Source organism: Mycobacterium sp. SMC-17, from assembly GCF_045310915.1.
Taxonomy (GTDB): Bacteria; Actinomycetota; Actinomycetes; order Mycobacteriales; family Mycobacteriaceae; genus Mycobacterium.
The window spans coordinates 108349-131769 of record NZ_JBJIAK010000006.1; the positions used below are offsets into that span (position 1 = coordinate 108349).

At 66.6% G+C, this 23421-nt stretch carries 21 protein-coding genes and 2 pseudogenes; 13 read left to right on the forward strand and 10 right to left on the reverse strand.

From position 1 onward, the window contains the following. Positions 1-375 precede the first annotated feature (375 nt). Both ACJH7A_RS06410 and ACJH7A_RS06415 read left to right on the forward strand, forming a co-directional pair. Complete coding sequence (locus ACJH7A_RS06410) at positions 376-1203, forward strand: lysophospholipid acyltransferase family protein (RefSeq protein ID WP_406801612.1); 828 nt, start codon at positions 376-378, stop codon at positions 1201-1203. Positions 1204-1326: 123 nt separating this feature from the next. Next, positions 1327-2319: an FUSC family protein gene (locus ACJH7A_RS06415; protein WP_406801613.1), complete on the forward strand. Its 993-nt coding sequence runs from the start codon at positions 1327-1329 to the stop codon at positions 2317-2319. A 60-nt stretch (positions 2320-2379) separates the two neighbouring features. Here the strand turns inward: ACJH7A_RS06415 and ACJH7A_RS06420 are convergent, their stop codons facing one another. Beyond that, entirely contained in the window at positions 2380-4677 is a 2298-nt protein-coding gene (locus ACJH7A_RS06420) for an FdhF/YdeP family oxidoreductase (RefSeq protein WP_406801614.1), read from the reverse strand. A gap of 92 nt (positions 4678-4769) precedes the next feature. Between ACJH7A_RS06420 and ACJH7A_RS06425 the strand changes: the two genes are divergently transcribed. Continuing rightward, positions 4770-5666 (forward strand): LysR family transcriptional regulator, encoded by an 897-nt coding sequence (locus tag ACJH7A_RS06425; protein WP_212807234.1) that lies wholly within the window; start codon positions 4770-4772, stop codon positions 5664-5666. Here ACJH7A_RS06425 and ACJH7A_RS06430 read toward each other — a convergent pair. The 3 genes from ACJH7A_RS06430 to ACJH7A_RS06440 are packed head-to-tail and all read right to left on the reverse strand — an operon-like array spanning position 5663 to position 8991. Beyond that, complete coding sequence (locus ACJH7A_RS06430) at positions 5663-6625, reverse strand: cation diffusion facilitator family transporter (RefSeq protein WP_406801615.1); 963 nt, start codon at positions 6623-6625, stop codon at positions 5663-5665. The genes ACJH7A_RS06425 and ACJH7A_RS06430 overlap by 4 nt on opposite strands. A 20-nt stretch (positions 6626-6645) precedes the next feature. Next, positions 6646-8178, reverse strand: coding sequence for a wax ester/triacylglycerol synthase family O-acyltransferase (locus tag ACJH7A_RS06435; protein WP_318985436.1), 1533 nt, complete (start codon positions 8176-8178; stop codon positions 6646-6648). A 30-nt stretch (positions 8179-8208) separates the two neighbouring features. Then, positions 8209-8991 (reverse strand): SDR family NAD(P)-dependent oxidoreductase, encoded by a 783-nt coding sequence (locus ACJH7A_RS06440; protein ID WP_406774116.1) that lies wholly within the window; start codon positions 8989-8991, stop codon positions 8209-8211. Positions 8992-9127: 136 nt separating this feature from the next. Here ACJH7A_RS06440 and ACJH7A_RS06445 point away from each other — a divergent pair, with 136 nt between their 5' ends. Continuing rightward, the gene (locus ACJH7A_RS06445) at positions 9128-9703 is read left to right on the forward strand and encodes a QsdR family transcriptional regulator (RefSeq protein WP_406774115.1); all 576 of its coding nucleotides are present in this window, start codon (positions 9128-9130) and stop codon (positions 9701-9703) included. 20 nt (positions 9704-9723) lie between these two features. After that, positions 9724-10161, forward strand: coding sequence for a hypothetical protein (locus ACJH7A_RS06450; protein WP_406801616.1), 438 nt, complete (start codon positions 9724-9726; stop codon positions 10159-10161). Here ACJH7A_RS06450 and ACJH7A_RS06455 read toward each other — a convergent pair. Further along, a complete protein-coding gene (locus ACJH7A_RS06455; RefSeq protein WP_226519812.1) occupies positions 10095-11249 on the reverse strand; it encodes an acetyl-CoA C-acetyltransferase in 1155 nt (384 codons plus the stop codon). The genes ACJH7A_RS06450 and ACJH7A_RS06455 overlap by 67 nt on opposite strands. 44 nt (positions 11250-11293) lie before the next feature. Further along, positions 11294-11896 carry a TetR/AcrR family transcriptional regulator gene (locus ACJH7A_RS06460; protein WP_212807241.1) on the reverse strand — a complete coding sequence of 201 codons (603 nt, stop codon included), beginning with the start codon at positions 11894-11896 and terminating at the stop codon, positions 11294-11296. A gap of 163 nt (positions 11897-12059) precedes the next feature. Between ACJH7A_RS06460 and ACJH7A_RS06465 the strand changes: the two genes are divergently transcribed. Then, the gene (locus tag ACJH7A_RS06465; protein ID WP_406801617.1) at positions 12060-12674 is read left to right on the forward strand and encodes a hypothetical protein; all 615 of its coding nucleotides are present in this window, start codon (positions 12060-12062) and stop codon (positions 12672-12674) included. Positions 12675-12732: 58 nt separating this feature from the next. On the opposite strand, the pseudogene ACJH7A_RS06470 reads toward ACJH7A_RS06465, so the two are convergent. Further along, positions 12733-12902 (reverse strand): annotated as a pseudogene (locus ACJH7A_RS06470) (helix-turn-helix domain-containing protein); the annotation flags it as partial. 253 nt (positions 12903-13155) lie between these two features. Here ACJH7A_RS06470 and ACJH7A_RS06475 point away from each other — a divergent pair. Beyond that, positions 13156-14397 (forward strand): CaiB/BaiF CoA-transferase family protein, encoded by a 1242-nt coding sequence (locus tag ACJH7A_RS06475; protein ID WP_212807243.1) that lies wholly within the window; start codon positions 13156-13158, stop codon positions 14395-14397. Between the two features lie 135 nt (positions 14398-14532). On the opposite strand, the gene ipdF is transcribed toward ACJH7A_RS06475, so the two are convergent. Together ipdF and ipdE1 are read right to left on the reverse strand one after the other, a co-directional pair. Next, on the reverse strand, positions 14533-15321 hold the full coding sequence (gene ipdF, locus ACJH7A_RS06480; protein WP_318985431.1) for a (5R,7aS)-5-hydroxy-7a-methyl-1-oxo-2,3,5,6,7,7a-hexahydro-1H-indene-carboxyl-CoA reductase: 789 nt from the start codon (positions 15319-15321) through the stop codon (positions 14533-14535). Further along, entirely contained in the window at positions 15321-16469 is a 1149-nt protein-coding gene (gene ipdE1, locus ACJH7A_RS06485) for an acyl-CoA dehydrogenase IpdE1 (RefSeq protein WP_133426415.1), read from the reverse strand. Before ipdE1 ends, ipdF begins: the two co-directional genes overlap by 1 nt. Positions 16470-16571: 102 nt before the next feature. Between ipdE1 and ACJH7A_RS06490 the strand changes: the two are divergent. The 6 genes and pseudogenes from ACJH7A_RS06490 to ACJH7A_RS06515 all read left to right on the forward strand — a co-directional run. Then, positions 16572-16691 (forward strand): annotated as a pseudogene (locus tag ACJH7A_RS06490) (hypothetical protein); the annotation flags it as partial. Then, entirely contained in the window at positions 16692-17816 is a 1125-nt protein-coding gene (locus tag ACJH7A_RS06495) for an acyl-CoA dehydrogenase family protein (RefSeq protein WP_406774111.1), read from the forward strand. Between the two features lie 14 nt (positions 17817-17830). Further along, positions 17831-18796 (forward strand): acyl-CoA dehydrogenase family protein, encoded by a 966-nt coding sequence (locus tag ACJH7A_RS06500; protein ID WP_406774110.1) that lies wholly within the window; start codon positions 17831-17833, stop codon positions 18794-18796. 2 nt (positions 18797-18798) lie between these two features. Next, positions 18799-19737, forward strand: coding sequence for an acyl-CoA dehydrogenase family protein (locus ACJH7A_RS06505; protein ID WP_406774109.1), 939 nt, complete (start codon positions 18799-18801; stop codon positions 19735-19737). A gap of 9 nt (positions 19738-19746) precedes the next feature. Beyond that, positions 19747-20922: a pyridoxal phosphate-dependent aminotransferase gene (locus ACJH7A_RS06510; protein WP_406801618.1), complete on the forward strand. Its 1176-nt coding sequence runs from the start codon at positions 19747-19749 to the stop codon at positions 20920-20922. A 60-nt stretch (positions 20923-20982) separates the two neighbouring features. After that, on the forward strand, positions 20983-21789 hold the full coding sequence (locus tag ACJH7A_RS06515) for an Abi-alpha family protein (protein ID WP_406801619.1): 807 nt from the start codon (positions 20983-20985) through the stop codon (positions 21787-21789). A gap of 280 nt (positions 21790-22069) precedes the next feature. Here ACJH7A_RS06515 and ACJH7A_RS06520 read toward each other — a convergent pair whose 3' ends face one another. Then, positions 22070-23416 (reverse strand): MFS transporter, encoded by a 1347-nt coding sequence (locus tag ACJH7A_RS06520; protein WP_406801620.1) that lies wholly within the window; start codon positions 23414-23416, stop codon positions 22070-22072. Between the last annotated feature and the right edge of the window lie 5 nt (positions 23417-23421).

A 23421-nucleotide genomic window follows, 5' to 3' on the forward strand; every position in this document is an offset into this window, starting at 1 on the left:
AGACCCTAGACGCAGGATCAACGGGGAGCCGAGATTCCCCAGCAACATTCACCCGGACTGTCAACTCCAGCAGATGACGTTGGCTTCTCGCGACAACATATCCGCGAAATCACGCCGGATCTTCGGCCCCCGAGGATGTCGCGGCACGCCCGCGCTCTCCGTAGCGTGGTCATCGACCCCAGCGGCAAGGTTCCTACCTGCTACAACAGGCTCGACAAACCGCACCAGAGAGGTAACCGGTCGAATGACTGTCATCGGTGGTGTGGCCTACATCGTCGTCACCTTGCTCCCCGTTCTGACCCTTGCCGCGATCAACGCCATAGTTCGCGCGATCGGTAGGCGCCGCGGACGGCCAGACCCCGCAAACGAGGACTCATGACCACGCTGACCGCCGCCCCGGCCCCTGCTCCGGGCATCCCAAACCCGACCTTCATGCGGTACGTCCAGAACCCGATCTGGAACTTCCTGTGCGATCACTACTTCCGGCTCGAGATCGACGGCTGGCACAAGGTGCCCGACGAACCGTCGCTGCTGATCGGCATCCACTCCGGCGGCTCCCTGACGATGGACGCCTGGACCCTGGTGCACTCCTGGTACCGGCATTTCGACGGGCAGCGCATTCTGCACGGCACCGCACACGACGTGCTGATGAGTGCCCCCGGTCTCGGTGACTACTTCCGCGCCGTCGGCGTCATCCCCGCGTCACGCGACGGGGTGACGAATGCGCTTGCCGCCGGCCGCGACGTCGTGGTGTGGCCGGGCGGTGAGCTCGACGCCATGCGCACCTGGCGCGACCGTGACAAGGCGATCCTCGCCGGCCGCAAAGGCTTTGTGAAGCAGGCGATCCGGTCCGGTGTGCCGATCGTCCCGGTGGCGACGGTCGGTGGGCACGACACCGTCTTCGTGCTCAACGAGGGCAAGTTCCTGGCCAAGTGGAGCGGCCTCGGAAAGCGGTTGCGCGGCGCCAACATGCCGATCATCGCCGGCTTCCCGTTCCCGCTGGCCGTCGAGGTACTGCCGATGCACCTGCCGCTGCCCGCGAAAATCCGCACCGAGCTGCTCGACCCCATCTACGTCGATACCGACCCGGAGCGCGCGAACGATGCCGCCTACGTCGACAAGGTGTACGACGAGGTGCAGTTCGCCATCCAGTCCGGCATGGACCGGCTGGCCAAGCGCCGCAGCTTCCCTGTGCTGGGCTGACGCAGTGCGGCGGCGTCCTCGATAGGCGCCGCCGATCACGTGCTCGGAACTTCCACTTTGACGGCCGTTCCCCGCTGCGGAAACCTTGGTGGGGCTGACATCGTCATCGATCGGAGTGGGCCCATGCGCACCGTCTACCTGCGCGTGCGCCGGGCCATGACCCCACCGACGGAAGACCACCGGCCCGCGTTACGGGTCGCGCTCGGGTTGGCCATCCCGGGTGTCGCGCTGCTGGCCGCGGGACGCCCCGACCTGATCATCTACGCGGTGTTCGGTGCGATCACCGGCATGTACGGCCGCACGGAAACGCGCGGCCGGCGGTTCGCGCATCAGACCCAGGGCGGCGTGATCCTGGTCCTCGGCGTGGCCATCGGCGTGGCACTCGCCAATTCCCATGTGCCACCGGCGGTCCTGGTCATCGCCGCCGTGGCATTCGCATCCATCGGCTCGGTGGTGACCGACTACCTCGCGCTCAAGCCAGAGGGACCGTTCTACGGTGTCTTCGCGCTGGGTGCCATTGCCACGGTGCCCGCCGGCCGCGTCACGCCTTCATCGGCGATATTGCTCTGCGCCGCAACAGCTTTGTTGTGCGTCCTGCTGGGTGTGCTCGACGCGCCGCGAGCCGTGACGCCACCCGCCCGGCTTTCCCTGCCGAACCGGCGCGATGTGCTGATCCACGCAGGCCGCTACGCGCTGGCCATCACCGCCGCCGGCACCGCCGGCCTGGCGCTGGGCGTCGACCACGCCAACTGGGCCATCGCGGCCGCGGCCGGACCGTTGGCGGCCGCCGACGCCAGTGGTCGCATCAGGCGCGGAATCCACCGCCTGGGTGGCACTTTCATCGGCCTGGCCGTGGCAGCCGCACTGCTCGTGCCGGGGCCCAGCGAGTATGTGCTGGCGATCTGCGTCATGGTCCTGTTGTTCCCAACCGAACTGTTCATGGCCCACCACCACGCGGTCGCGCTGGGCTTCTTCACCCCGTTGATCATGCTGATGACCGACCTCGCCGCGCCCACCGAACCGCTGGTGCTGCTGACCGCCCGTGGTGTCGACACGATCATCGGCGTCACCGCGGCGATCGCGGTGGCGATGCTGTTACCGGGTGCCCGCGAGTAGCGCGAACCTGAGCTTGTGCGCCAGTCGCGCGAGGAATCTGGCACACAAGCTCAGGTTCGACTAGGCAGACTTCGTCAAGGTCACCTTGACGTTCTTCATGATGGGCTGGTCGCTCTGCGAGCTGAAATCGCCGATGGCACAGAGCACATTCATCTCCGGCATGTAGCCGGCCGCGTTGCCGCGCGGGATGCCGTAGGGCACGGCCTTGTAGCGGCGCAGTGAGCGGACGCTGCCGTCGCGCGCGGTGGCGACGATGTCGACGTCGTCGAACTCCTTGATGCCGCGGTCGGCCATGTCGCGCTCGTTCATGAAGATGAGCGTGCGCAGGTTCTTGATGCCACGGTACCGGTCGTTGTCGGAGTACACGGTGGTGTTCCACTGGTCGTGCGAGCGCAGCGTCGCCAGGATGAGCGTGCCTTCGCTGACAGTGTCGTCGGGCAGCTCGACGGCCGAGAACTCCGCGCGGCCCGACGGGGTCAGGAAGATCAGTTCCCGTGCGGGCTGCTTGATCCGGAAGCCGAGCGGCAACCGGACCCGGCGGTTGAAGTCCTCGAAACCGTTGAGCACCTTGGCCATCGTGTCGCGGATGCGGTCGTAGTCCTCGACGTACCAGTGCCACGGCGTCTGGCTGTTCGGCAGCGCGGCCGCGGCGATACCGGCGATGATCGCCGGCTCGGACAGCAGGTGCGGCGAGGCCGGCTTCTTCATGCCGACCGACAGGTGCACCATGCTCATCGAGTCCTCGACCGACGTGGACTGGATGCCCTCCTTCTGATGGTCCTTCTCGGTGCGGCCCAGGCACGGCAGGATCAGGGCCTGCCGGCCGTGAATCACGTGGCTGCGGTTGAGTTTGGTGCTGACCTGGACGGTGAGGTCGCACTTCTGCAGGCCCTCGAAGGTGTACGCGGTATCCGGTGCGGCACTGGCGAAATTGCCGCCCATCCCGATGAACACCTTGACGTCACCGCTGTGCATGCCCTCGATGGTGTGGACGGTGTCGAGCCCGTGCGCGCGGGGCGGGTCGATGCCGCAGACCTCGGCCAGCCGGTCCAGGAACTCCTCGGTCGGCCGGTGGTCGATACCGCACGTGCGGTTGCCCTGCACGTTGCTGTGCCCGCGCACGGGCGACGGTCCGGCGCCCTCACGGCCCAAATTGCCGCGCAGCAGAAGCAGATTCACGATTTCCCGGACGCTGTCGACACCGTGTTCGTGCTGGGTGACACCGAGGCACCAGCTGATGATGCTGCGGTCCGCGTCGCGGTAAATCTTGGCGGCCCTGCGGATATCGCGCTGCGACACCCCGGACTTGTAGACGATCTCGTCCCACGACGTCGCCTCGACCGCGGCCCGATAGGCCTCGAACCCGGTGGTGTACCGCTCGATGAACTCGATGTCGAGCGCCTTCGGATCCGTTTCTGCTTGTTCCAGAACAGCTTTGGCGATACCACGGATCAGGGCCATGTCACCGCCGATCCGGGGCTGCAGGTTCAGCGTGCTGGTTTTGGTGGACTTGAAGGTCGCCATCCGCAGGAAGTCATGCGGGATGATGGTCTTGGTGGCGCCGGCCTCGACCAGTGGGTTGATGTGCACGATCTGCGCGCCGCGGCGATAGGCCTCCGACAGCGCGGTGAGCATACGGGGCGCATTCGAGGCGGCGTTGACGCCGATGACGAACAGCGCGTCGGCGGTCTCCCAATCCTCGAGGTCGACGGTGCCCTTGCCGGTGCCGAGGGCCGCCTGCATGGCACGGCCACTGGCCTCGTGGCACATGTTGGAGCAGTCGGGCAGATTGTTGGTGCCCAGCTCGCGGGCCATCAGTTGATAGAGGAACGTCGCCTCGTTACCGAGCCGGCCCGACGTGTAGTACGACGCCTGGTTCGGGTCGTCGAGTTCCGCCAGCGCCCGGCCGACGAGGTCGAAGGCGTCGCGCCAGCTGATGGGCTTGTAGCGGTCGGTCTCGGCGTCGTACACCATCGGTTCGGTGAGCCGGCCGGTGTCTTCGAGCGCGAAGTCACTCCACTCCGCGAGTTCCGAAACCGTGTGCTGGGCAAAGAACTCCGGCCCGCAGCGCTTGTGCGTCATCTCCCACGTGACGTGCTTGATGCCGTTCTCGCAGATGTCGAGCTTGAGGCCCTTCATGTCGTCGGGCCAGGCGCAGCCCGGGCAGTCGAAGCCACCGTCCTCGTGGTTCATCTTCATGATCGCGTGCGGTCCGCTGATGGGTTCGCGCTCGCGCGCCAGGAACTTCGTGACGCTGATCGCCGCGCCCCAGCCGGCCGCGGGATGGTGGTAGGGATGGAACTCGGGCTCGCCGTGTCCCTCGGTATCGACTCGCTGCTCAATGCTCCGGTCGGTCATGCGATAAGTCTGCTCGGAAACCGACGCCTGAGTCCAAGGGCAATTTCCGTGAGCCTGATAGGCATCGCCTATCGACCGTGGTCGAATAGTCCATGCTGTTTCGCCAGCTCGAATACTTCGTGGCGCTCGCCCGCGAGAAGCACTTCGCGCGCGCCGCTGCCGCCTGCTACGTCTCGCAGCCGGCGTTGTCCGAGGCCATCCGCAAGCTCGAGAACGAACTCAAGGTCCCACTGGTGCGGCGCGGGCAGAGCTTCGAGGGCCTCACGCCCGAAGGTGAACGGCTGGTGTTGTGGGCGCGCCGGATTCTGGCCGATCACGATGCCCTCATCCACGAGGTCACCGCGTTACAGACGGGTCTGACGGGCGAGCTGCGGCTCGGCGTCATCCCGGCCGCGTCGGGCACGGTGGCCCTGCTGACCGATCCGTTCTGCCTCGAACACCCCTTGGTACGAGTGCAATTGGAGAGCAGCCTGCGCTCGGCGGGCATCGTCGAGCGCATCCGCCGCTTCGAACTCGACGCGGGCATCATCTACCCCGACGGCGTCGACACCACAGGCCTGACGGTCACACCGCTCTACGAAGAACGGCAGGTGCTGATCGCGGGCGCCGAACTGCTTGCCAGCCAGCCGAATCCGCTGACCTGGTCCGACGCCCTGGAACTCCCGCTGTGCCTGCTGAACACGGGGATGCGGGGCCGGCAGCTGCTCGACGATGTCCTGGCGGCGCACAGCCTGACGGCCACACCGCGGCTCGAAGCCGACTCGGTGGTGTCCCTGCTTGCGCACGTCAGCGGTGGCCGCTGGGCGAGCATCGTCCCCCAGACCTGGCTGCACACGTTGCGCCCGCCGGACGGCGTGCGGGTGGTGCCGCTGGAGGAACCTCAGGTGACGGCGACGGTCGCGCTGGTCACCAGCGCTGCCGAACCCGGTTCGGTGCTGGCGCGCGCATTGGTCGCGACGGCGCACCGCGCGCCGATGAAGCCCGACTAGCGGTACCAACCGGGCAACTCGGTGGGACGCAGATCGGTGGTGTCCCCCGGCCGGGTCAGGGTCAGCACGGCCCGCACGATCTCGGGGCGCGCGGCCAACGCGTCGGCGATGGCGTTGAGCCGTGCGGCGACGTTCGATTCGGCCGCGTCACCGACGAGGTCGACGGCGGCGACGAGGTAGATCCGGTTCGCCCCAACCCATTCCATGTGCAGATAGCTGACCCGCTCGATGTCGTGATGGTCCAGCAGGGCCAGCAGCGCGTTGTTGCGCGCAAGCGGCGTGACCGTCTCCCCCGTCAGGAAATCCATGTTGCGCTCGATGAGGAACAGCGCCACGCCCCCGAGCAGCAGACCGACCAGGATCGAGCCGATGGCGTCCCAGACCGCGTTGCCGGTGAGCTGGTGCGCCAAGATGCCGCACGTCGCGAGCACGATGCCGATGAGGGCCGAGAGGTCCTCGGCGAAGACGGCCCGCAGCATGGGGTTCGACGTGACGCGGATATAGCGCAACGGATGGATCCGCCGTTCGAGAGCGCCGGACTTCGTCTGCGAAAACGCTTGCAGGAAAGACGATCCCTCCAACACGAACGAAACCGCGAGCACCGCATAGGCCCAGCCGTAGGACGTCGCCTCGGCTTCGCCTTTGAGGGACTGGATGCCGTGCCAGATCGACACCACGGCGCCGACGGTGAACAGGCCGAAAGCCGCGAACATCGACCAGATGTAGCCCGCGCGGCCGTAACCCAGCCGATGTTGGGCATCGGCCGGCTTGTCCGACTGGCGGGTGCCGATGAGCAGGAACACCTCATTACCGGTGTCCGCCCAGGAATGCGCGGACTCGGCGAGCATCGACGCGCTGCCCGTGACGACGGCGGCGACGGTCTTGGCCACCGCGATCAGGGCGTTGGCACCGAGTGCGACGACCACCGTGAGGAAGCTGTTGTCGTCCGATCCACTCATGCCCTGAACACTAGAGCCCGTCAGTAGGCGTCGCCGGGTTGCACGATGCGGACCGGTCCACGCCGCGGCGCCGGGGGTTGCGGCTCCTGCACCCATTCGGCGCCACTGGCCGCCATCAGCCGGCCGATCTCATCGATGTGCATGTCGGCCAGGTCCCACACGTCGGGCACCAGCTCGCGGTCGACGATGAAGCCGAAGTCCAGCCGGTCCAGATAGCTCACCACGGTGATGTTCAGTCCCTGTCCTTCGGTGACGATCGACACCGGGAACTGATGGACCAGCTGCGCGCCTGCGAAGTACAGCGGCTTGCGCGGACCGGGCACGTTCGAGATCACCAGGTTGAACGGCGTGGCCGCGATCCGGTGCGCCAGCCCGAAGCGGGACGCCAGCCGCATGGCGGACGTCGACAGCACCGGTGCCGAGACCTGCGCCATGTCGCCGAGTTGGCTGGCGGGCACCAGGTCCAGCAGACGCTTGGCGTCGAGCATGGCCTCGCGGCAGCGGGCCACGCGCTCGAGCGGGTCCGCGCAGTCGGTCGGCAGTTCGGGGAAGATCGCGGACACCCGGTTGGTCCACGGGTCCTCCTCGTCGCCGGTACGGATCGACACCGGCACCATGGCGCGCAGCGGACCGTCGGGCAGCGCGTCGTGGGCGAGCAGGTAGCTGCGCAGGCCGCCGGCGCAGATCGCCATGACGATGTCGTTGACCGTGCCGCCGGTTGCGGTCTTGAGTTGCTTGACGTTTTCCAGCGACGCGGTGCGCATGGCGAACCGGCGATGCCCGGTGATGGGCTTGTTCCACGGCGTCGGCGGCGCCGCCGAGGTGGGCAGCGGAATCTTCGGGCCGTCTTCTTTGCCAAGGCGCGCAATGGCTTTGATGGCCGAACCGGCCTTGCTGGCGGCGCTGCCGATGCTGTCGATGCCGGCCGCGTCGGCGAGCTGGCCGACCAGCCGGGTCTGGAACCGCAATGCCTTGACCGGATGGCCCGCCAGGTTGATGACGGCGCGGCGGAGCAGATCGATATCGCTGGGTAGCGGCTCGGCTTCCCACGCCCGGCCGGGAGCGGGCGGCGTGGCGTTCGGATCGGTGTCGGTCAGGATGTTGAGCATCAACTGCCCGGCGGCGCCGTCGATGGTGGCGTGGTGATACTTCGTCAGCATCGCCCAGTTCCCGTCGTCCAGGCCATCGATGACGTAGACCTCCCACAGCGGCCGGCTCCGGTCCATCGGGCGGCCGACGATGCGCGACACCTGGTCTGCCAGCTGATCGACCATTCCCGGTCGGGCCAAATGGATTTCGCGGATGTGGAAGTCCAGATCGAAGTTCGGGTCGTCCACCCAGTAGGGATGGTCGAGACCCAGCGGCACCTCGACCAGTCGCCGCCGCAGTGGTTCGAGCTCACCGATGAGCGACGCGTACTTGGCGTGCACGGCCGCGTAGGGGTCGAACTCCTCGCTGGGCCGCTCGAAGATCATCAGCCCGGTGACGTGACCGAACGTCGTCGGCGTCTCCAGGTAGAGGAAGGTGGCGTCCATGCCGCTGAGCTGCTTCACGAGTGTTCTTCTCCTTGTTGGGTTTCCAGCTCAGCTGGTGAGCAAGCCACCCTCGACGGGCAGGGTGATTCCGGTGACGTAGCTGCTGGCGTCGCTGGCCAGGAAGATCAGTGCGGCGCTGAGTTCCTCTGTGCGCCCGAGCCTTCCGGCCAGGGTCCGGGGCAGGACGGTGGTTTCGAAGTAGCCGTCCGCATACTGATCGGTCATCTCGGAGGCGAAGAATCCCGGCGCCAGGGCATTGACGCGGATGCCCTTGCGTCCCGTCCACTGCTGGGCGAGGTCGCGCGTCAGGCCGATCAGGCCCGCCTTCGATGACGCGTAGGCCGCCTGCGGGAGGCCCGCGGTGGTCAGGCCGAGAATGCTGCTGACGTTGATGATCGAGCTGCCGGGCTGCATGTGGGTGGCACACGCTTGCGCCATCCAGTAACACCCGTTCAGGTTCAGGTCGATGACGGACCGGAACTGCTCGGGCGTTTCGCGCGTCGCCGGGACGGCCGTGCCCACTCCCGCATTGTTCACCAGAATGTCGACCCGTCCGAAGGAATCGACCGCAGCTTGTACGAGGGCCTTGCAGTCGTCCGGATTGGTGACGTCGGTGCGCACGGCGACGGCCCGGCGACCGGCGGCTTCCACCAACGCCTTGGTCTCGGCCAGCCGGTCTTCTCGACGCGCACCGAGCACGACGTCGGCGCCGGCCTGCGCCAATGCCTGCGCGAATCCGACGCCGAGGCCGCTCGAGGCGCCGGCGACTACCGCGACGCGGCCATCGAGACGGAAGAGATCAAGGATCGAAGCTGCGTCGCTCTGGGTCACTCGTGCATCATATCCAGATACGTTGCACAGACGAGACTGATCGAGATATATCTCACTCAGACATCAGCCGCTACCATGATGCGGAGACTGCGAGATGAACAGGAGGTGCGCCATCAGCGAGACACCGTTGGGTCGCATGCTCGCGTCGACAGACCGGCGCCCCGATCCACTCGAGGCGTTCCGCATCGCGCGCCGCTGGTTCATCGAGGGTCGCCGCATCGAAATGCAGGAACTGGCAACCGAACTCGGCATCAACCGGGCCACGCTGTTCCGCTGGGTCGGCGGGCGTGACGAACTGATCGCGGAAATCCTGTGGTCGCTGGCCGAGCCGACACTCCAGGCCTCTATCGACGCGGCACCCGGGCACGGCGCCGCGCACATCGCGCGGGCCGTCGGCCACTTCGCCACCGTGATCGATGAAGCCGGCTTCTTCCAGGCGTTCCTGCGGCGCGAACCCGAACGCGCCCTACGGATTCTGGCCACCCGTGCCGGGACGTTGCAGGGCCGCCTCGTCGGCGCGATCGAAGAGCTACTCAACGACGAGATCGCCGCGGGTCAACTAGACCCGCCGCTGCCCCCGCGCGACCTCGCGTTCCTCATCGTCCGCATCGTGGAGTCGTTCCTCTACGCCGACATCATCACCGGCGAACCGCTGGAGGTCGGCAAGGCCGAGCAGGCCATCGGCGCGCTGCTGGGCCACCGACCCACGTAATTCCCTACCGCCCGGGGCCCATGGGTCCGGGCACAGCCGGCACCGGCGGTGGATTGGGAATCGTCACGCTGGGCGGCGGCACCGTGACGGTGACGGTGCTGGTGCTGGCCCTCGTCGACGGGGTCGTCGGCGGCGTCGACGGACCGACCGGAACTCCCGGGATGATCTCCGTCGAAGTCACCGTCGTGCTCGTGCTGGAGGTGGGATTCGACGGCGGTGGCGACTCGTCCGAACAGGCGCTTGCACCGAGAGCAGCTGCTGCTGCCACGGACACGAAGACGATGGACCTCAACATGATTGCCGAATGCCCGTTCATTCGAACCGGTAAACCCGGACAGACACAAAACTGCCCCTCTCCCGGAGGAAAGGGGCAGTTTCGTCGTGCGAGATATCAGAGGCGCTCGATGATGGTGACGTTGGCGGTGCCGCCGCCCTCGCACATCGTCTGCAGGCCGTAGCGGCCGCCCGTGCGCTCCAGTTCGTTGAGCATGGTGGCGAACAGCTTGGCGCCGGTGGCGCCGAGCGGGTGGCCCAGCGCGATGCCGCCGCCGTTGGGGTTCACCTTCGCCAGGTCGACGTCGAGCTCCTTGGCCCACGCCAGTACGACGGATGCGAACGCCTCGTTGATCTCGACGACGTCGATGTCGTCCATGGTCAGGCCGGTCTTCTCCAGCGCGTACTTGGTCGCGGGGATCGGGCCGGTCAGCATCTTCACCGGGTCGTCGCCGCGGCAGCTGATGTGGTGGATGCGGGCCCGCGGCTTGAGGCCGTGCGCCTTGACCGCTGCCTCGGAGGCCAGCAGCGTTGCCGACGCGCCATCCGAAATCTGGCTGGCCAGCGCGGCGGTCAGCCGGCCGCCCTCGACCAGGACCTTCAGCGAGGCCAGCTTCTCGCGGGTGCTCTCGCGCGGGCCCTCGTCGACCTTGAAGCCGTCGACCGGGATGATCTCGTTGTCGAAGCGGCCCTCACGGATCGCGGTGAACGCCCGCTGGTGGCTGTTGAATGCGAACTCTTCCATGTCTTCGCGGGAGATGTCCCACTGCTCGGCGATCATCTCGGCGCCACGGAACTGCGAAATCTCCTGGTCGCCATAGCGTTCCACCCAGCGCTTCGACTCGTTGGTCGGCGAGGTGAAGCCGAACTGCTCACCGACGATCATCGCCGAGCTGATCGGAATCTGGCTCATGTTCTGGATGCCGGCGGCCAGGATCAGGTCGGCGGTGCCGGACATGATGGCCTGCGCGCCAAAGGAAATGGCCTGCTGCGAGGAACCACACTGCCGGTCGACGGTGGTGCCGGGCACGCCCTCGTCGTAGCCGGCGGCGAGCCAGGTCAGGCGGCCGATGTTGCCGGCCTGCCCACCGATGGCGTCGACGCAGCCGACGATGACGTCGTCGAACGCGGCGGGGTCGACGTCGTTGCGCGCGAAGATCCCGCGGTACACCTCCACACCGAGATCGATCGGGTGGTAACCGGAGAGGCCACCACCCTTCTTGCCGACGGCGGTGCGCACAGCGTCGATGACGTACGCCTCAGATGCGGCCATTTCTCATCTCCTTCTTTGGGTGAAACTCATTTGGCGGCAAGGCGTTACGGGGCTACCGCGACGCCGCCGAGCACGATGGTCAGGTAGTGCTGCCCGACGTCTTCCGCGGTCAACTTGCCGCCCGGCTGGTACCAGCGCACCGAGACCCAGGTGGTGTCACGGATGAAGCGGTAGACCAGATCGACGTTGAGGTCGGACCGGAAGACGCCTTCGGCCATGCCCTGCTTCAGAACGTCGACCCACATCTTGCGCTGCTGGCGGTTGCGTTCGTCGACGAAGGCGAACTGCGGCAGGACCCCGAGCCGCTTGGCCTCGTCCTGATAGATGACGACCTGCGCGTGCCGGTGCTCGATGGCATCGAACGACGCCATGAACAAACCCTTGAAACGCGCCAGCGGATCGGGCTCGGTGGCGATGATGTGCTCGTACCGGGTGAACAGCCAATCGAGGAAGTCACGCATGACCTCTTCGACCATCTGTTCCTTCGATTTGAAGTGATGGTAGAGACTGCCTGACAGGATTCCTGCCGAGTCTGCGATGTCCCGGACAGTGGTTGCCTTCAGCCCACGCTCAGCGAACATCGCCGCGGCGAGCTGAAGAAGCTCGTCGCGCCTGGTCGCCGGTTGACTGGGCGATGGAGACGCCATCGACACAGCATAGCAACCAAGCGCTTGTTAGGTCGATTGTGGAGGCTGGTGACTGTCGCCACTAGCCATTTCCCCGCCGAAACTGAGCTTGATGGCGAGAAATCGCCTGAATATCGCCATCTTCCTCACGTTCGACGAGGTGGCGGCGCAATAGTCTGTGGAGGTGGGGGACATCGCTGTCGGGGCGTTCGTGGTCGGGCTTGTCGTCATGGCCGTCGCCGCGTTCCGAGACGATCCGGCCACGGCCGCCCGCATCTATTGGACCGGTGCGGCCATCACCACGGCGGCGGCAACCCTCATCGGCATCCCGCGCGGCTGGTCAGGAGCGCTCGAGGGGCTTCTCCTCTCCGTGTGCTTGATCCTGTTGTGCACGTACGTCCGGACGCCGTATCTCAAGGTCGGAGGGAAGACCCGAACGCTATTCAGCGCCGAGCCCGAGCCCTACGGCATGAACCTCAGCACGCCGAAGACGTGGTGGCTGCTCGTGGTCGTGGCGATAGTTTTCATGTACCCGGTGCTCGCCTTCGTCGACGACGGTGTGCGCGATTGGAAATTGGTCGCCTATGTCGCAGGCACGGTCCTCGTCGGCATGCGGTTCGGCTACCTCGACCGACTCCTCGGCCACCCGATTACGGCCGGCCAATACATCCAGTTCGGGCTCGTCTCGATTCTGACGATCGCGCTCTTCCCACTGGGGTACCTGGCGATGTACTACGGCGGACGGCATTGGATCACGAAAACTGCCGCGTACGAACGACAAGCGCGTCGTCGAACGTGAGCTTGTGTGCGAAGAATCGCAAATTTTTCGCACACAAGCTCACGTTCGGCGCGGGAAACTGTTCCTTCGATTTGAAGTGCTGGTAGCGACTGCCTGGCAGGATGCCGGCCGAGTCTGCGATGTCCCGGACAGTGGTTGCCTTCAGCCCACGCTCAGCGAACATCGCCGCGGCGAGTCAAGAAGCTCGTCGCGCCTGTTCGCGGGTTGACTGGGCGATTCAGACGCCATCGCAACAGCTTGGAAACCAAGCGCTTGCTAGGGTAGGTCGGGCCGGTGTTGACTTGGCCACTACGTACACAAAGAACGAGTGCTCACAGGGGTCGCGCGCGTTGAGGCGATCGCGGCTCTGAGAGCGGGCGAGGTCACAAGCGCGGTCCTCGACCGCGACCGATAGATGGGGTGCGTAAAGCGTCGGGCGCTTCGATTTCGAGCCCTATGCTTGCGCGCAGCACGACTTGAAATGGATGAGTAGCAGGAGATCATGAGCACGACACAGCGTGCCCTGGAGGGTATCCGGGTCATCGACATGACCCGCGTCTTCGCCGGCCCGATCAGCGCGCAGATACTGGGCGACCTCGGCGCTGACGTCATCAAGGTGGAGCGACCGGGCAGCGGTGACGAAGGGCGCGGTTACGGTCTTGCCTCGGTCGAGGGCAAGGACGGCAAGGACCTTCGCCAGTCCGGCTTCTTCACCGCGTCGAACCGCAACAAGCGGTCGATCACGGTCAACCACTCCAAGCCGGAGGGGCAAGACATCCTGCGTGCCCTGGTCAAGACCGCGGACATCCTGGTCGAGAATTACAAGGTCGGCGACCTCAAGCGGTTCGGGCTGGACTACGAGAGCCTGAAGGCGATCAATCCCCGCCTCATCTACTGCTCGATCACCGGCTTTGGCCAGACCGGGCCAATGGCGGCGCGCGCGGGCTACGACGGGTTGTTCCAGGCGAGCGGCGGCATGATGGCCGTGACCGGCATCCCCGAAGGCCAGCCCGGCGCGGGGCCAGTGAAAGCCGGTCCCAGCCTGGTCGATTTCGTGACCGGCCACAACAGCGCCATCGCGATCCTCGCCGCGCTGAACCATCGCAACAACACCGGCGAGGGCCAATACATCGACATGGCGCTGCTCGACAGTTCCGTGGCGATGGTCTGCCACATCATGCAGGACTATCTGATCAGCGGCGTCCAGGCGGAGCGTCTGGGCAATGGTGGCAACGGCGGCGGCCCCGCAGACCTCATCCATGCGCGCGACGGCATGACGTACATCACGGCCGGCAGCGACGCTCACTGGCGGCGCATGTCGGAGTTGATGGGCCAGCCCGAGCTCTACGACGACCCGCGCTTCGACACCAACGCCAAGCGGGCCAAGATCAATCGCGCGGAGTTGATCGACATCATCAACGAGTGGAGCCGGCAGTTCACGACGGAGGAGCTCCAGGCAAAGTTCGACAGCGTGGGCATCCCGGCCGCGCGCTATAACGATCTGGCGGAGGTCTGGGAAGATCCGCAGGTGCAGCACCGGGGCCTGCGCGCGACGACGCCGCATGCATGGGCCGCCGCCGGATCGGTCGATCTGATCGGCAGCCCGCTGGCGGGTATGGGTGCCACGCCAGCGACGATCCGCCTCGCCCCGCCAGTGATCGGCGAGCACAACGCGGAGATACTCGAAGAACTGGGCTACGACGCGGCGCAGATCGCGGAATTGCAGGAGCAGGCGATCATCTGATCGAGAGGGTCCGCCACCAGGTCAGGCTTGCGAGATCGCGAGCCAGCCACACATGAAAATGCCCGCCTGATTGCGACAACGTTGTCGCAATCAGGCGGGCAGTGCACATATCCGAACCTCGCGGCCGGATGAAAACTACGCCCGCTGGCTCGACACCGAAATGATCTCGCCGGTCAGGTAGCTGGAGTAGTCGCTGGCCAGGAAGGCGATGGTCGACGCGATCTCCCACGGCTCGGCGGCGCGGCCGAAGGCCTCGTCCGAGGACAGCCGGTCCAGCAGATCCGCGGACGCCGACTTCTCCAAGAACTTGTGCCGCGCGATGCTCGGCGACACCGCGTTGATGCGGACGCCGTACTCGACGGCTTCGATTGCGCTGCAACGAGTCAGGGCCATGACGCCGGCCTTGGCTGCGGCGTAGTGCGACTGCGAGTGCTGCGCGCGCCAGCCCAGCACGCTGGCGTTATTGACGATCACACCGCCGTGCTCGACGCCGCGGAAGTACCGCAGCGCGGCGCGGGTCGCGCGCATCACCGAGTTCAGAGTGACGTTGAGGACGCGGTCCCACTCGTCGTCGGTCATGTCGACCAGCGGGGTCTCCCCGCCGAGGCCGGCGTTGTTGACCAGGACGTCCAGCCGGCCCATCTTCTCGACGGCCGCGGTGATCAAGGCGTCGACAGCCTCGGTCGAGGTGACGTCGCAGACGACGGCCTCGACCTTGCCCAGGCCGAGAGCGGCCAGCTGGTCACGCGTTTCGCCCAGGCGACGCTCGTGGTAGTCGGACACCACGACGTCGGCGCCCTCCAGCAGTGCGCGACGGGCGGTGGACGAGCCGATGCCCGTGCCGGCGGCGGCCGTGACGAGGACGACCTTGCCCTTCAGCAGGCCGTGGCCCTCAACCTCGGTAGGAGCAACTGAAAGATCCATCAGCCCTTGGCCTCTCGGGGTAGGCCGAGCACGCGCTCGGCGATGATGTTGCGCTGAATTTCGTTGGACCCGCCGTAGATGGTGTCCGAACGCGAGAACAGGTAGAGGCGCTGCCACTCGTCGAACTCGCCGCCGGGCAGCGTCAGCCCGGCCATGCCCTGCACGTCCATGGCGATCTCACCGAGCTCGCGATGCCAGTTGGCCCACAACAGCTTTGACACGTTGTCCTGACCGGGCTGCTCGACGTCCATGGTCGCCATGGCGTAGGACCGCATGGCTTGCAGGCCGGTCCACGACTCGGTCAGCTTGTGCCGGATCAGCGGATCGTCGATGGCGCCGGTGGTCTTGGCGACACCGATCAGGCCTTCGAGCTCGCGCTTGTAACGGATCTGCTGGCCCAGTGTGGAAACGCCGCGCTCGAACGTGAGCGTCGCCATCGCGACGCCCCAGCCCTGCCCTGGCTCACCGACGACGAGCGACGCCTCGGTGCGGGCGTCGTCGAAAAACACCTCGTTGAATTCGGAGTCGCCGGTCAGCTGGACGATCGGGCGGATCTCGACGCCCGGCTGGTCCAGCGGCACCAACAGGTAGGAGAGGCCATGGTGACGCTTCGAGCCCTTCTCGGTGCGGGCCACCACGAAGCACCACTGCGCCCAGTGCGCCAGCGAGGTCCAGACCTTCTGACCGTTGATGACCCACTCGTCGCCGACGAGTTCGGCCGACGTCGAGACGTTGGCCAGGTCGCTGCCGGCGCCGGGCTCGGAGTAACCCTGGGCCCACAGCTCGGTGACGTTGAGGATGTTCGGCAGGAAACGCTTCTTCTGCTCTTCGGTGCCGTACGCGATGAGCGTCGGGCCGAGCAGTTCCTCACCGAGGTGGTTGACCTTGTCCGGGGCGTCCGCCTTGGCGTACTCCTCGTAGAAGGCGACGCGGTGCGCGACCGACAACCCGCGGCCACCGTGCTCCTCAGGCCAGCCCAGGCAGGTCAGGCCTGCCGCGGCAAGGTGCTGGTTCCACGCGCGTCGTTCTTCGTATGCCTCGTGCTCACGGCCGGGGCCACCAAGACCTTTGAGAGCTGCGAATTCACCGACGAGATTGTCTGCGAGCCATTGCCGGACCTCCGCCCGGAACGTCTGGACCTCTATCACCCTTATAGGCTAACCTACCAAGCACTTGCTTTGTTAGAGGGAGTTCCAATGAGTGGGTCCGACGGCACCCAGCAGCCCGGTCGGCAGACCCCACCGCAGACCTACACCAAAGAACATTTGGCTAACTTCAAGACGCCGCGTTCGGTGGCGTTCCTCGAGACGCTGCCACGCAACCCTGGGGGCAAAGTGGTCAAACCACAACTGCGAGAGATGAATCGGTAAATGGATCTGACATTCGACGACGAAACCGAGGAGTTCCGGGCCGAGGTCCGCGACTTCCTGGCGGCCAACAGGGACAAGTTCCCCACCAAGTCCTACGACACCCTCGAGGGCTTCGAGCAGCACCGTGCCTGGGACAAGGTGCTTTTCGACGCCGGCCTGTCGGTCATCGCGTGGCCCAAGGAGTACGGCGGCCGCGACGCCACCATGCTGCAGTGGGTGGTGTACGAGGAGGAGTACTTCAAGTCCGGCGCCCCCGGCCGGGCTTCGGCCAACGGCACCGCGATGCTGGCGCCGACGCTGTTCGCGCACGGCACCAAGGAGCAGCTGCAGCGCGTACTGCCGAAAATGGCTTCCGGCGAAGAGATCTGGGCCCAGGCCTGGTCCGAGCCCGAGTCGGGTAGCGACCTGGCGTCCCTGCGCTCGACCGCGACCAAGGTCGACGGCGGCTGGAAGCTCAACGGCCAGAAGATCTGGAGCTCGCGCGCCCCGTTCGGCGAGCGCGGTTTCGGCCTGTTCCGCTCCGACCCGGAAGCGCAGCGCCACAAGGGTCTGACGTACTTCATGTTCGACCTCAAGGCCGAGGGCATCACCGTCCGGCCCATCGCCCAGCTGGGTGGTGAGACCGGCTTCGGCGAGATCTTCCTCGACGACGTGTTCGTGCCCGACGAGGACGTCATCGGTCAGGTGCATGGCGGCTGGACCGCCGCCATGAGCACGTCGAGCAACGAGCGCGGCATGTCGCTGCGCAGCCCGGCCCGCTTCGTCGCCCCGGCCGAACACCTTGTCGCGCAATGGAAGACCGACAAGAACCCGGCCTACGCCGAGCGCGTCGCCGACGCCTGGATCAAGGCCCAGGCCTACCGCCTCCACACCTTCGGCACCGTCACCCGGTTGGCCAACGGCGGCGAGCTGGGCGCCGAGTCCTCGGTGACCAAGGTGTTCTGGTCCGACCTCGACGTCGCCCTGCACCAGACCGCACTCGACCTGCGCGGCCCCGACGCCGAGCTGTACGACCACTGGACCGAAGGATTGCTGTTCGCCCTGGGCGGCCCGATCTACGCCGGTACCAACGAAATTCAGCGCAACATCATCGCCGAGCGCCTGCTGGGCCTGCCCCGCAAATAAGAGGAATTGTTCACGTGTTCTTTGAATTGGACGAATCGCAGCGCGATTTCGCTGCGAGCATCGACGCCGCGCTGGGTGCGGCAGACGTGCCCGCCGCCGTTCGGGCGTGGGGCGGGGTCGAGAAGGCGGCCGACGCCGCACCCGGCCGCAAGGTGTGGTCAACCCTGGCCGACCTGGGTGTCACCGCACTGAACGTGCCGGAAGAGCTCGACGGCATCGGCGCGCATCCGGTGGATCTGGTTGTCGCCCTCGAGCGTCTGGGCTACTGGGCCGTGCCGGGTCCGGTCACCGAATCCATTGCCGTGGCTCCGGTGCTGCTGGCATCAGATAAGCGATCGGAAGGCCTGGCCTCCGGCGAGCTCATCGCCACCGTCGCCCTGCCGCCGCTGGCCCCGCGGGCCGTCGACGCCGACACCGCCGGTCTGATCCTGCTGGCCGGGGATGGTCAGGTGCAGGACGCCACCATCGGCGCCGACCACCAGTCCGTCGACCCGGCCCGTCACCTGTTCGACGTGACCGCCACCGGCGAGGCCCAATCGGCCGATACGGCAAAGGCTTTCGAGTTCGGTGCGCTGGCCACCGCAGCGCAGCTGGTCGGCGCCGGCCAGGCGATGCTCGACATGGCTGTCGCGTACGCCAAGCAGCGCACGCAGTTCGGCACCGTGATCGGCTCGTACCAGGCCATCAAGCACAAGCTGGCCGACGTGCACATCGCCGTCGAGCTGGCCCGTCCGCTGGTCTACGGCGCGGCCCTGGCCCTGGCCGACGGGTCGCCCACGCTGGCCCGCGACGTCAGCGCCGCCAAGGTGGCCGCCAACGAAGCCGCGCTGCTGGCCGCCCGGTCGTCGCTGCAGACGCACGGCGCCATCGGTTTCACGCAGGAACACGACCTGTCCCTGTTGCTGCTGCGAACGCAAGCACTGCGCTCGGCGTGGGGCGACTCGACGTGGCACCGGACCCGCGTACTGGAAGGGCTGTGAGCATGAGCGAAGAACGGGAGATGCTGCGCGCCACCGTCGCAGCGCTGGTCGAGAAGCACGCAGGCCCTGAGGCCGTGCGCGCCGCCATCGAGTCCGAAAAGGGCTACGACGAGAAGCTCTGGCAGATGCTGTGCGAGCAGGTCGGCGCCGCGGCGCTGGTCGTGCCCGAGGAGCTTGGCGGCGCCGGCGGCGAATTGGGTGACGCCGCAGTCGTTCTCGAGGAACTGGCCAAGGGGCTGGTCCCGACGCCGCTGCTCGGCACCACGCTGGCCGAACTGGCGCTGCTCGCCGTCGGTGCGGAAGAGCCGCTGGAGGGCCTGGCCGAGGGCACGTCCATCGGCACCGTCGTTTTCGATGCCGGCTATGTCATCAACGGCGACGTCGCCGATGTGGTGATCGCCGCGCAGGACGGTCAGCTGACCCGCTGGACCGACAACACCGTCGCCCCGGCCACCACCATGGACCCGACGCGTCGCCTCGCGGCCGTCAGCCCGGGCAGCACCACCACCCTCGGTGCCGACCCCGGCCTGGCGGACACCGCGGCCATCCTGATGGCCGTCGAGCAGGTCGCCGCAGCCAGCCGCTGCCTGGACCTGACCGTCGCCTACTCGAAGGACCGCGTGCAGTTCGGCCGGCCCATCGGCAGCTTCCAGGCGCTCAAGCACCGCATGTCGGACCTGTACGTCAAGGTTTCGGCCGCCCGCTCGATCGTCAACGACGCCCTCGCCGACCCGACCCCCACGAATGCGTCGCTGGCCCGCTACATGGCCACCGAGGCGTTCAATGCCGTTGCCGGCGAAGCGATCCAGATGCACGGCGGCATCGCGATCACCTGGGAGAGCGACATCCAGTTCTACTTCAAGCGCGCGCACGGCAGTGCGCAGCTGCTCGGGTCGTCGCGGGAGCACCTGCGTCGCCTCGAAGCCGAAGTTCTGGCCTAACGTCGAGGTATGACCAATCCGGTAGCGCTGCGCGCAGGCATCCCACCGTTCTATGTGATGGACGTGTGGCTGGCCGCGGCCGAGCGCCAGCGCAGCCACGGCGACCTGGTGAACCTGTCGGCGGGACAACCCGCCGCACAGGCACCGGCGCCCATCCGGGCCGCCGCCGCCGAGGCGCTGGCCAATGACAACCTCGGATACACCGTCGCGCTGGGCATTCCCGAGCTGCGGGAGGCCATCGCCAAGTCGTATCTCGACCGGTACGGCGTCGAGGTGGAGCCGGACGCCGTCGTCATCACCACTGGGTCCACCGGTGGATTCCTACTCGCGTTCCTGTCGTGCTTCGACATCGGCGACCGCGTCGCGGTCGCCAGCCCGGGTTATCCCTGCTATCGCAACATCCTGTCGGCCCTGGGCTGTGAGGTCGTCGAGGTGCCATGCGGCCCCGAAACCCGTTTCCACCCAACCATTTCCATGTTGGAGCAGCTCGACCCGCCGGTGAAGGGGCTGATCATCGCCAGTCCCAACAACCCGACGGGGACGGTGCTACCTGCCGAGGATCTGGCCGCCATCGCCACCTGGTGCGACGACAACTCCGTGCAGCTCATCAGCGACGAGCTGTACCACGGGCTCATCTACGACGACGCGCCCGCGACCAGCTGCGCCTGGGAGACCTCGCGCAACGCCATTGTGGTGAACAGCTTTTCGAAGTACTTCGCCATGACCGGCTGGCGGTTGGGCTGGCTGCTGGTGCCTGAGCCGCTGCGCCGGGCCGTCGACTGCCTGACCGGCAACTTCTCCATCTGCCCTCCCACACTCCCCCAGTACGCGGCCGTCGCGGCGTTCACGCCGGAGGCGATCGCCGAAGCCGACTCCCTCGTCCACCACTACGCCGAGAACCGCGCGCTGCTACTCGCCGGGCTGGCCGACGTGGGGCTCGACAAGTTGGCACCCGCCGACGGCGCGTTCTACGTCTACGCCGATATTTCGGCGTACTCGACGGACTCCCTGACCTTCTGCGAGAAGCTGCTGGCCGACACCGGCCTGGCGATCGCGCCGGGCGTGGATTTCGACACTCAGCACGGCGGATCGTTCGTTCGGTTGTCGTTCGCCGGGCCGAAGTCCGACATCGAAGAAGCGCTGCGCCGGCTGGGTCCCTGGCTTGCCGCATACCGGCAGGGGTAGCTGTCGCGTTTGCCACACAAGGGGCGAGAACAATCGGCAGGCCGGTACCATCGGTCCGCAATGTCCCAGGAAACCGACAACCCAGAACCGGAAGTTACCGACGACTTACCGGTGAACCGCGAGGGCCTCGAACGGCACGGCATCAAGCTGTCCACGCCCATCGGTGAGATCGCCATCGCGATCTCGACGCCGCGCGGTGGTTTGGCGATCCCGAAGCGATTCGATCCGCTCGGCCTGGCCAACCGCGCCCTCGGCGTCGCGAAGTTCGGTTTCAAGCTTGCCGCCTGGGGTGGCGAGCAGATTGCGATCGCGACCAAGACCACCGTCGAGGCCATCGAGATGGCCCCCGAACGCACGCCGGCACCCGCCCCGCAGAAACAGCCCGCCAAGGAGTCCCTGCACGGCAAGCTCGGCGGCCTGCTGGACCGCGCCATCGACCAGAGCACTGCCGACGGGAAGACCGAGCTCTATCACCGGCTGCTCGATCAGCTGGTTGCCGACGAGGCCCGCATCATCGGCGCGCTGTCCGACAACGAGTCGTCGCCGCTGGTGAACATCTACCCGCGGAACCGCAGCGTCGCGACGCTGGAGAACGCGTGCCTGATCGGCCGCACCGCCAACGTCGCGCTGCCGCAGATGGTGCCGCAGTACGTCAGCCACCTGCTGGCGCTCGGGCTGGTCGAGACCGTTCCCGAGGACCCCGAGCTGAAGGCCGACTACGAGATTCTCAGCGCGGAGTCGATGGTGTTGAAGGCCATCAAGGACGCCTCGCGGGGCCCCTTCCCCGCGCGCGTCGAGAAGCTTGCGCTGCGGCTGTCGGAGCTGGGCCGCGGGCTGTGGGAAGCCGCGATGCAGGACGAGTCGTAGTCGACCTTTCCCGTCGGCCACATGTTGATCGTGCGCCCTGGGTCTTCGCTTCTCGCACTTTGCATGCGCCCGCGCACGGTCAACGCCCACAAGGCATTTGCTTGTCAAGTGCCCAGCACATTCACGCACACGAATGTGCAGTCAGAGCGGCGCAACCGCGGATCCGACGATCTGTACGCACACTCGCGAAGTCGCTGAATCAGGGTTCAGCGCGAGTGTGCGTACAGCGCGTCTCAGCCACGGATATGACGATCTGTACGCACACTCGGCGCGCGAACCGTCACGGACGGGGCACGCCGGCGGCAACAACGCGCTCATTGTCGGCCCGATCCACATCCGCCAGGTCGATGCCCTTGGTCTCGTGCGCGAACGCCAGCGCCACGAGCGTCACCACGCAGGCCCCGGCCAGGTAGATCGCGATCGGCACCGACGAGTGGTAGTCCTTCAGCAACCGCACCGCGATGATCGGTGCGAGTGACCCGGCGAAGATCGCCGTCACCTGATAGCCAAGGGAAACACCGGAATAGCGCATCCGGGTCGGGAACATCTCCGACATCAGCGCCGGTTGCGGCGCGTACATGAACGCATGCGCGACCAGGCCCGCGGTGATCGCCGTCATGATGACGAAGTAGTGCTTGCTGTCCATCATCGGGAACGCGACGAAGCCCCAGGCGGCGGTCAGCAGCGTCCCGATGAGGTAGACGGGGCGACGGCCGATGCGGTCGGAGAGCCTGCCCACCAACGGGATTGCCACCAGGTGCACCGCGTGGGCCACCAGCAGGTACCACAGGATCAGCGAAGTGCTCACGCCCGCATGCACTTTCAGATACGTGATCGAGAACGTGACCACCAGGTAGTACATGATGTTCTCGGCGAACCGCAGCCCCATGGCGGTCAGCACCTTGCCCGGGTAGTACCGGAGCACCTCGACGACGCTCATCGACGATGCCTTGACGCGCTCGGCTTCTTCTTGTGCCGCAACGAAAATCGGCGCATCGGTGACCTTGGTACGGATGTAGTAACCAACCAGCACCACGACCGCCGACAGCCAGAACGCGACCCGCCAGCCCCACGACAGGAACTCCGGCTCGGACAACGTCTTCGTCAGCGTCAGTAGCACGACGGTCGCCAGGATGTTGCCGACCGGCACCCCGGCCTGTGGCCAACTGGACCAGAATCCGCGGCTCTGGGCGGGACTGTGCTCGGCGACCAGGAGCACCGCGCCGCCCCACTCGCCGCCGACCGCGAAGCCCTGGATGAACCGCAGCACCACCAGGAGCGCCGGCGCCCAGTAGCCGATCTGTCCATAGGTCGGCAGGCAGCCCATGAGGAACGTGGCCGAACCGACCAGCAGCAACGAGAACTGCAGCAGAGTCTTGCGGCCGAACTTGTCGCCGAAGTGACCGAACACCACGCCACCCAGCGGCCGGGCGACGAAGCCAACCGCGTAGGTGACGAAGGCCGCGAAGATGGCATCGAGATCGCTGCCGCTCTGCCCGAAGAACACCTTGCTGAACACCAGGGTGGCTGCGGTGCCGTACAGGAAGAACTCGTACCACTCCACGACGGTGCCGGCCATGGAAGCCAGGACGACCCGACGCAATCCGGACCGGATCGGCGCGCTCATTGCGC

Excerpts from the sequence above, each read along its gene's own strand:
- ACJH7A_RS06410 (WP_406801612.1), top strand. The coding sequence starts at position 376 with ATGACCACGCTGACCGCCGCCCCGGCCCCTGCTCCGGGCATCCCAAAC.
- ACJH7A_RS06415 (WP_406801613.1), top strand. The coding sequence starts at position 1,327 with ATGCGCACCGTCTACCTGCGCGTGCGCCGGGCCATGACCCCACCGACG.
- ACJH7A_RS06420 (WP_406801614.1), bottom strand. The coding sequence starts at position 4,677 with ATGACCGACCGGAGCATTGAGCAGCGAGTCGATACCGAGGGACACGGC.
- ACJH7A_RS06425 (WP_212807234.1), top strand. The coding sequence starts at position 4,770 with ATGCTGTTTCGCCAGCTCGAATACTTCGTGGCGCTCGCCCGCGAGAAG.
- ACJH7A_RS06430 (WP_406801615.1), bottom strand. The coding sequence starts at position 6,625 with ATGAGTGGATCGGACGACAACAGCTTCCTCACGGTGGTCGTCGCACTC.
- ACJH7A_RS06445 (WP_406774115.1), top strand. The coding sequence starts at position 9,128 with ATGCTCGCGTCGACAGACCGGCGCCCCGATCCACTCGAGGCGTTCCGC.
- ACJH7A_RS06450 (WP_406801616.1), top strand. The coding sequence starts at position 9,724 with ATGGGTCCGGGCACAGCCGGCACCGGCGGTGGATTGGGAATCGTCACG.
- ACJH7A_RS06455 (WP_226519812.1), bottom strand. The coding sequence starts at position 11,249 with ATGGCCGCATCTGAGGCGTACGTCATCGACGCTGTGCGCACCGCCGTC.
- ACJH7A_RS06460 (WP_212807241.1), bottom strand. The coding sequence starts at position 11,896 with ATGGCGTCTCCATCGCCCAGTCAACCGGCGACCAGGCGCGACGAGCTT.
- ACJH7A_RS06475 (WP_212807243.1), top strand. The coding sequence starts at position 13,156 with ATGAGCACGACACAGCGTGCCCTGGAGGGTATCCGGGTCATCGACATG.
- ipdF (WP_318985431.1), bottom strand. The coding sequence starts at position 15,321 with ATGGATCTTTCAGTTGCTCCTACCGAGGTTGAGGGCCACGGCCTGCTG.
- ACJH7A_RS06495 (WP_406774111.1), top strand. The coding sequence starts at position 16,692 with ATGGATCTGACATTCGACGACGAAACCGAGGAGTTCCGGGCCGAGGTC.
- ACJH7A_RS06505 (WP_406774109.1), top strand. The coding sequence starts at position 18,799 with ATGAGCGAAGAACGGGAGATGCTGCGCGCCACCGTCGCAGCGCTGGTC.
- ACJH7A_RS06510 (WP_406801618.1), top strand. The coding sequence starts at position 19,747 with ATGACCAATCCGGTAGCGCTGCGCGCAGGCATCCCACCGTTCTATGTG.
- ACJH7A_RS06515 (WP_406801619.1), top strand. The coding sequence starts at position 20,983 with ATGTCCCAGGAAACCGACAACCCAGAACCGGAAGTTACCGACGACTTA.
- ACJH7A_RS06520 (WP_406801620.1), bottom strand. The coding sequence starts at position 23,416 with ATGAGCGCGCCGATCCGGTCCGGATTGCGTCGGGTCGTCCTGGCTTCC.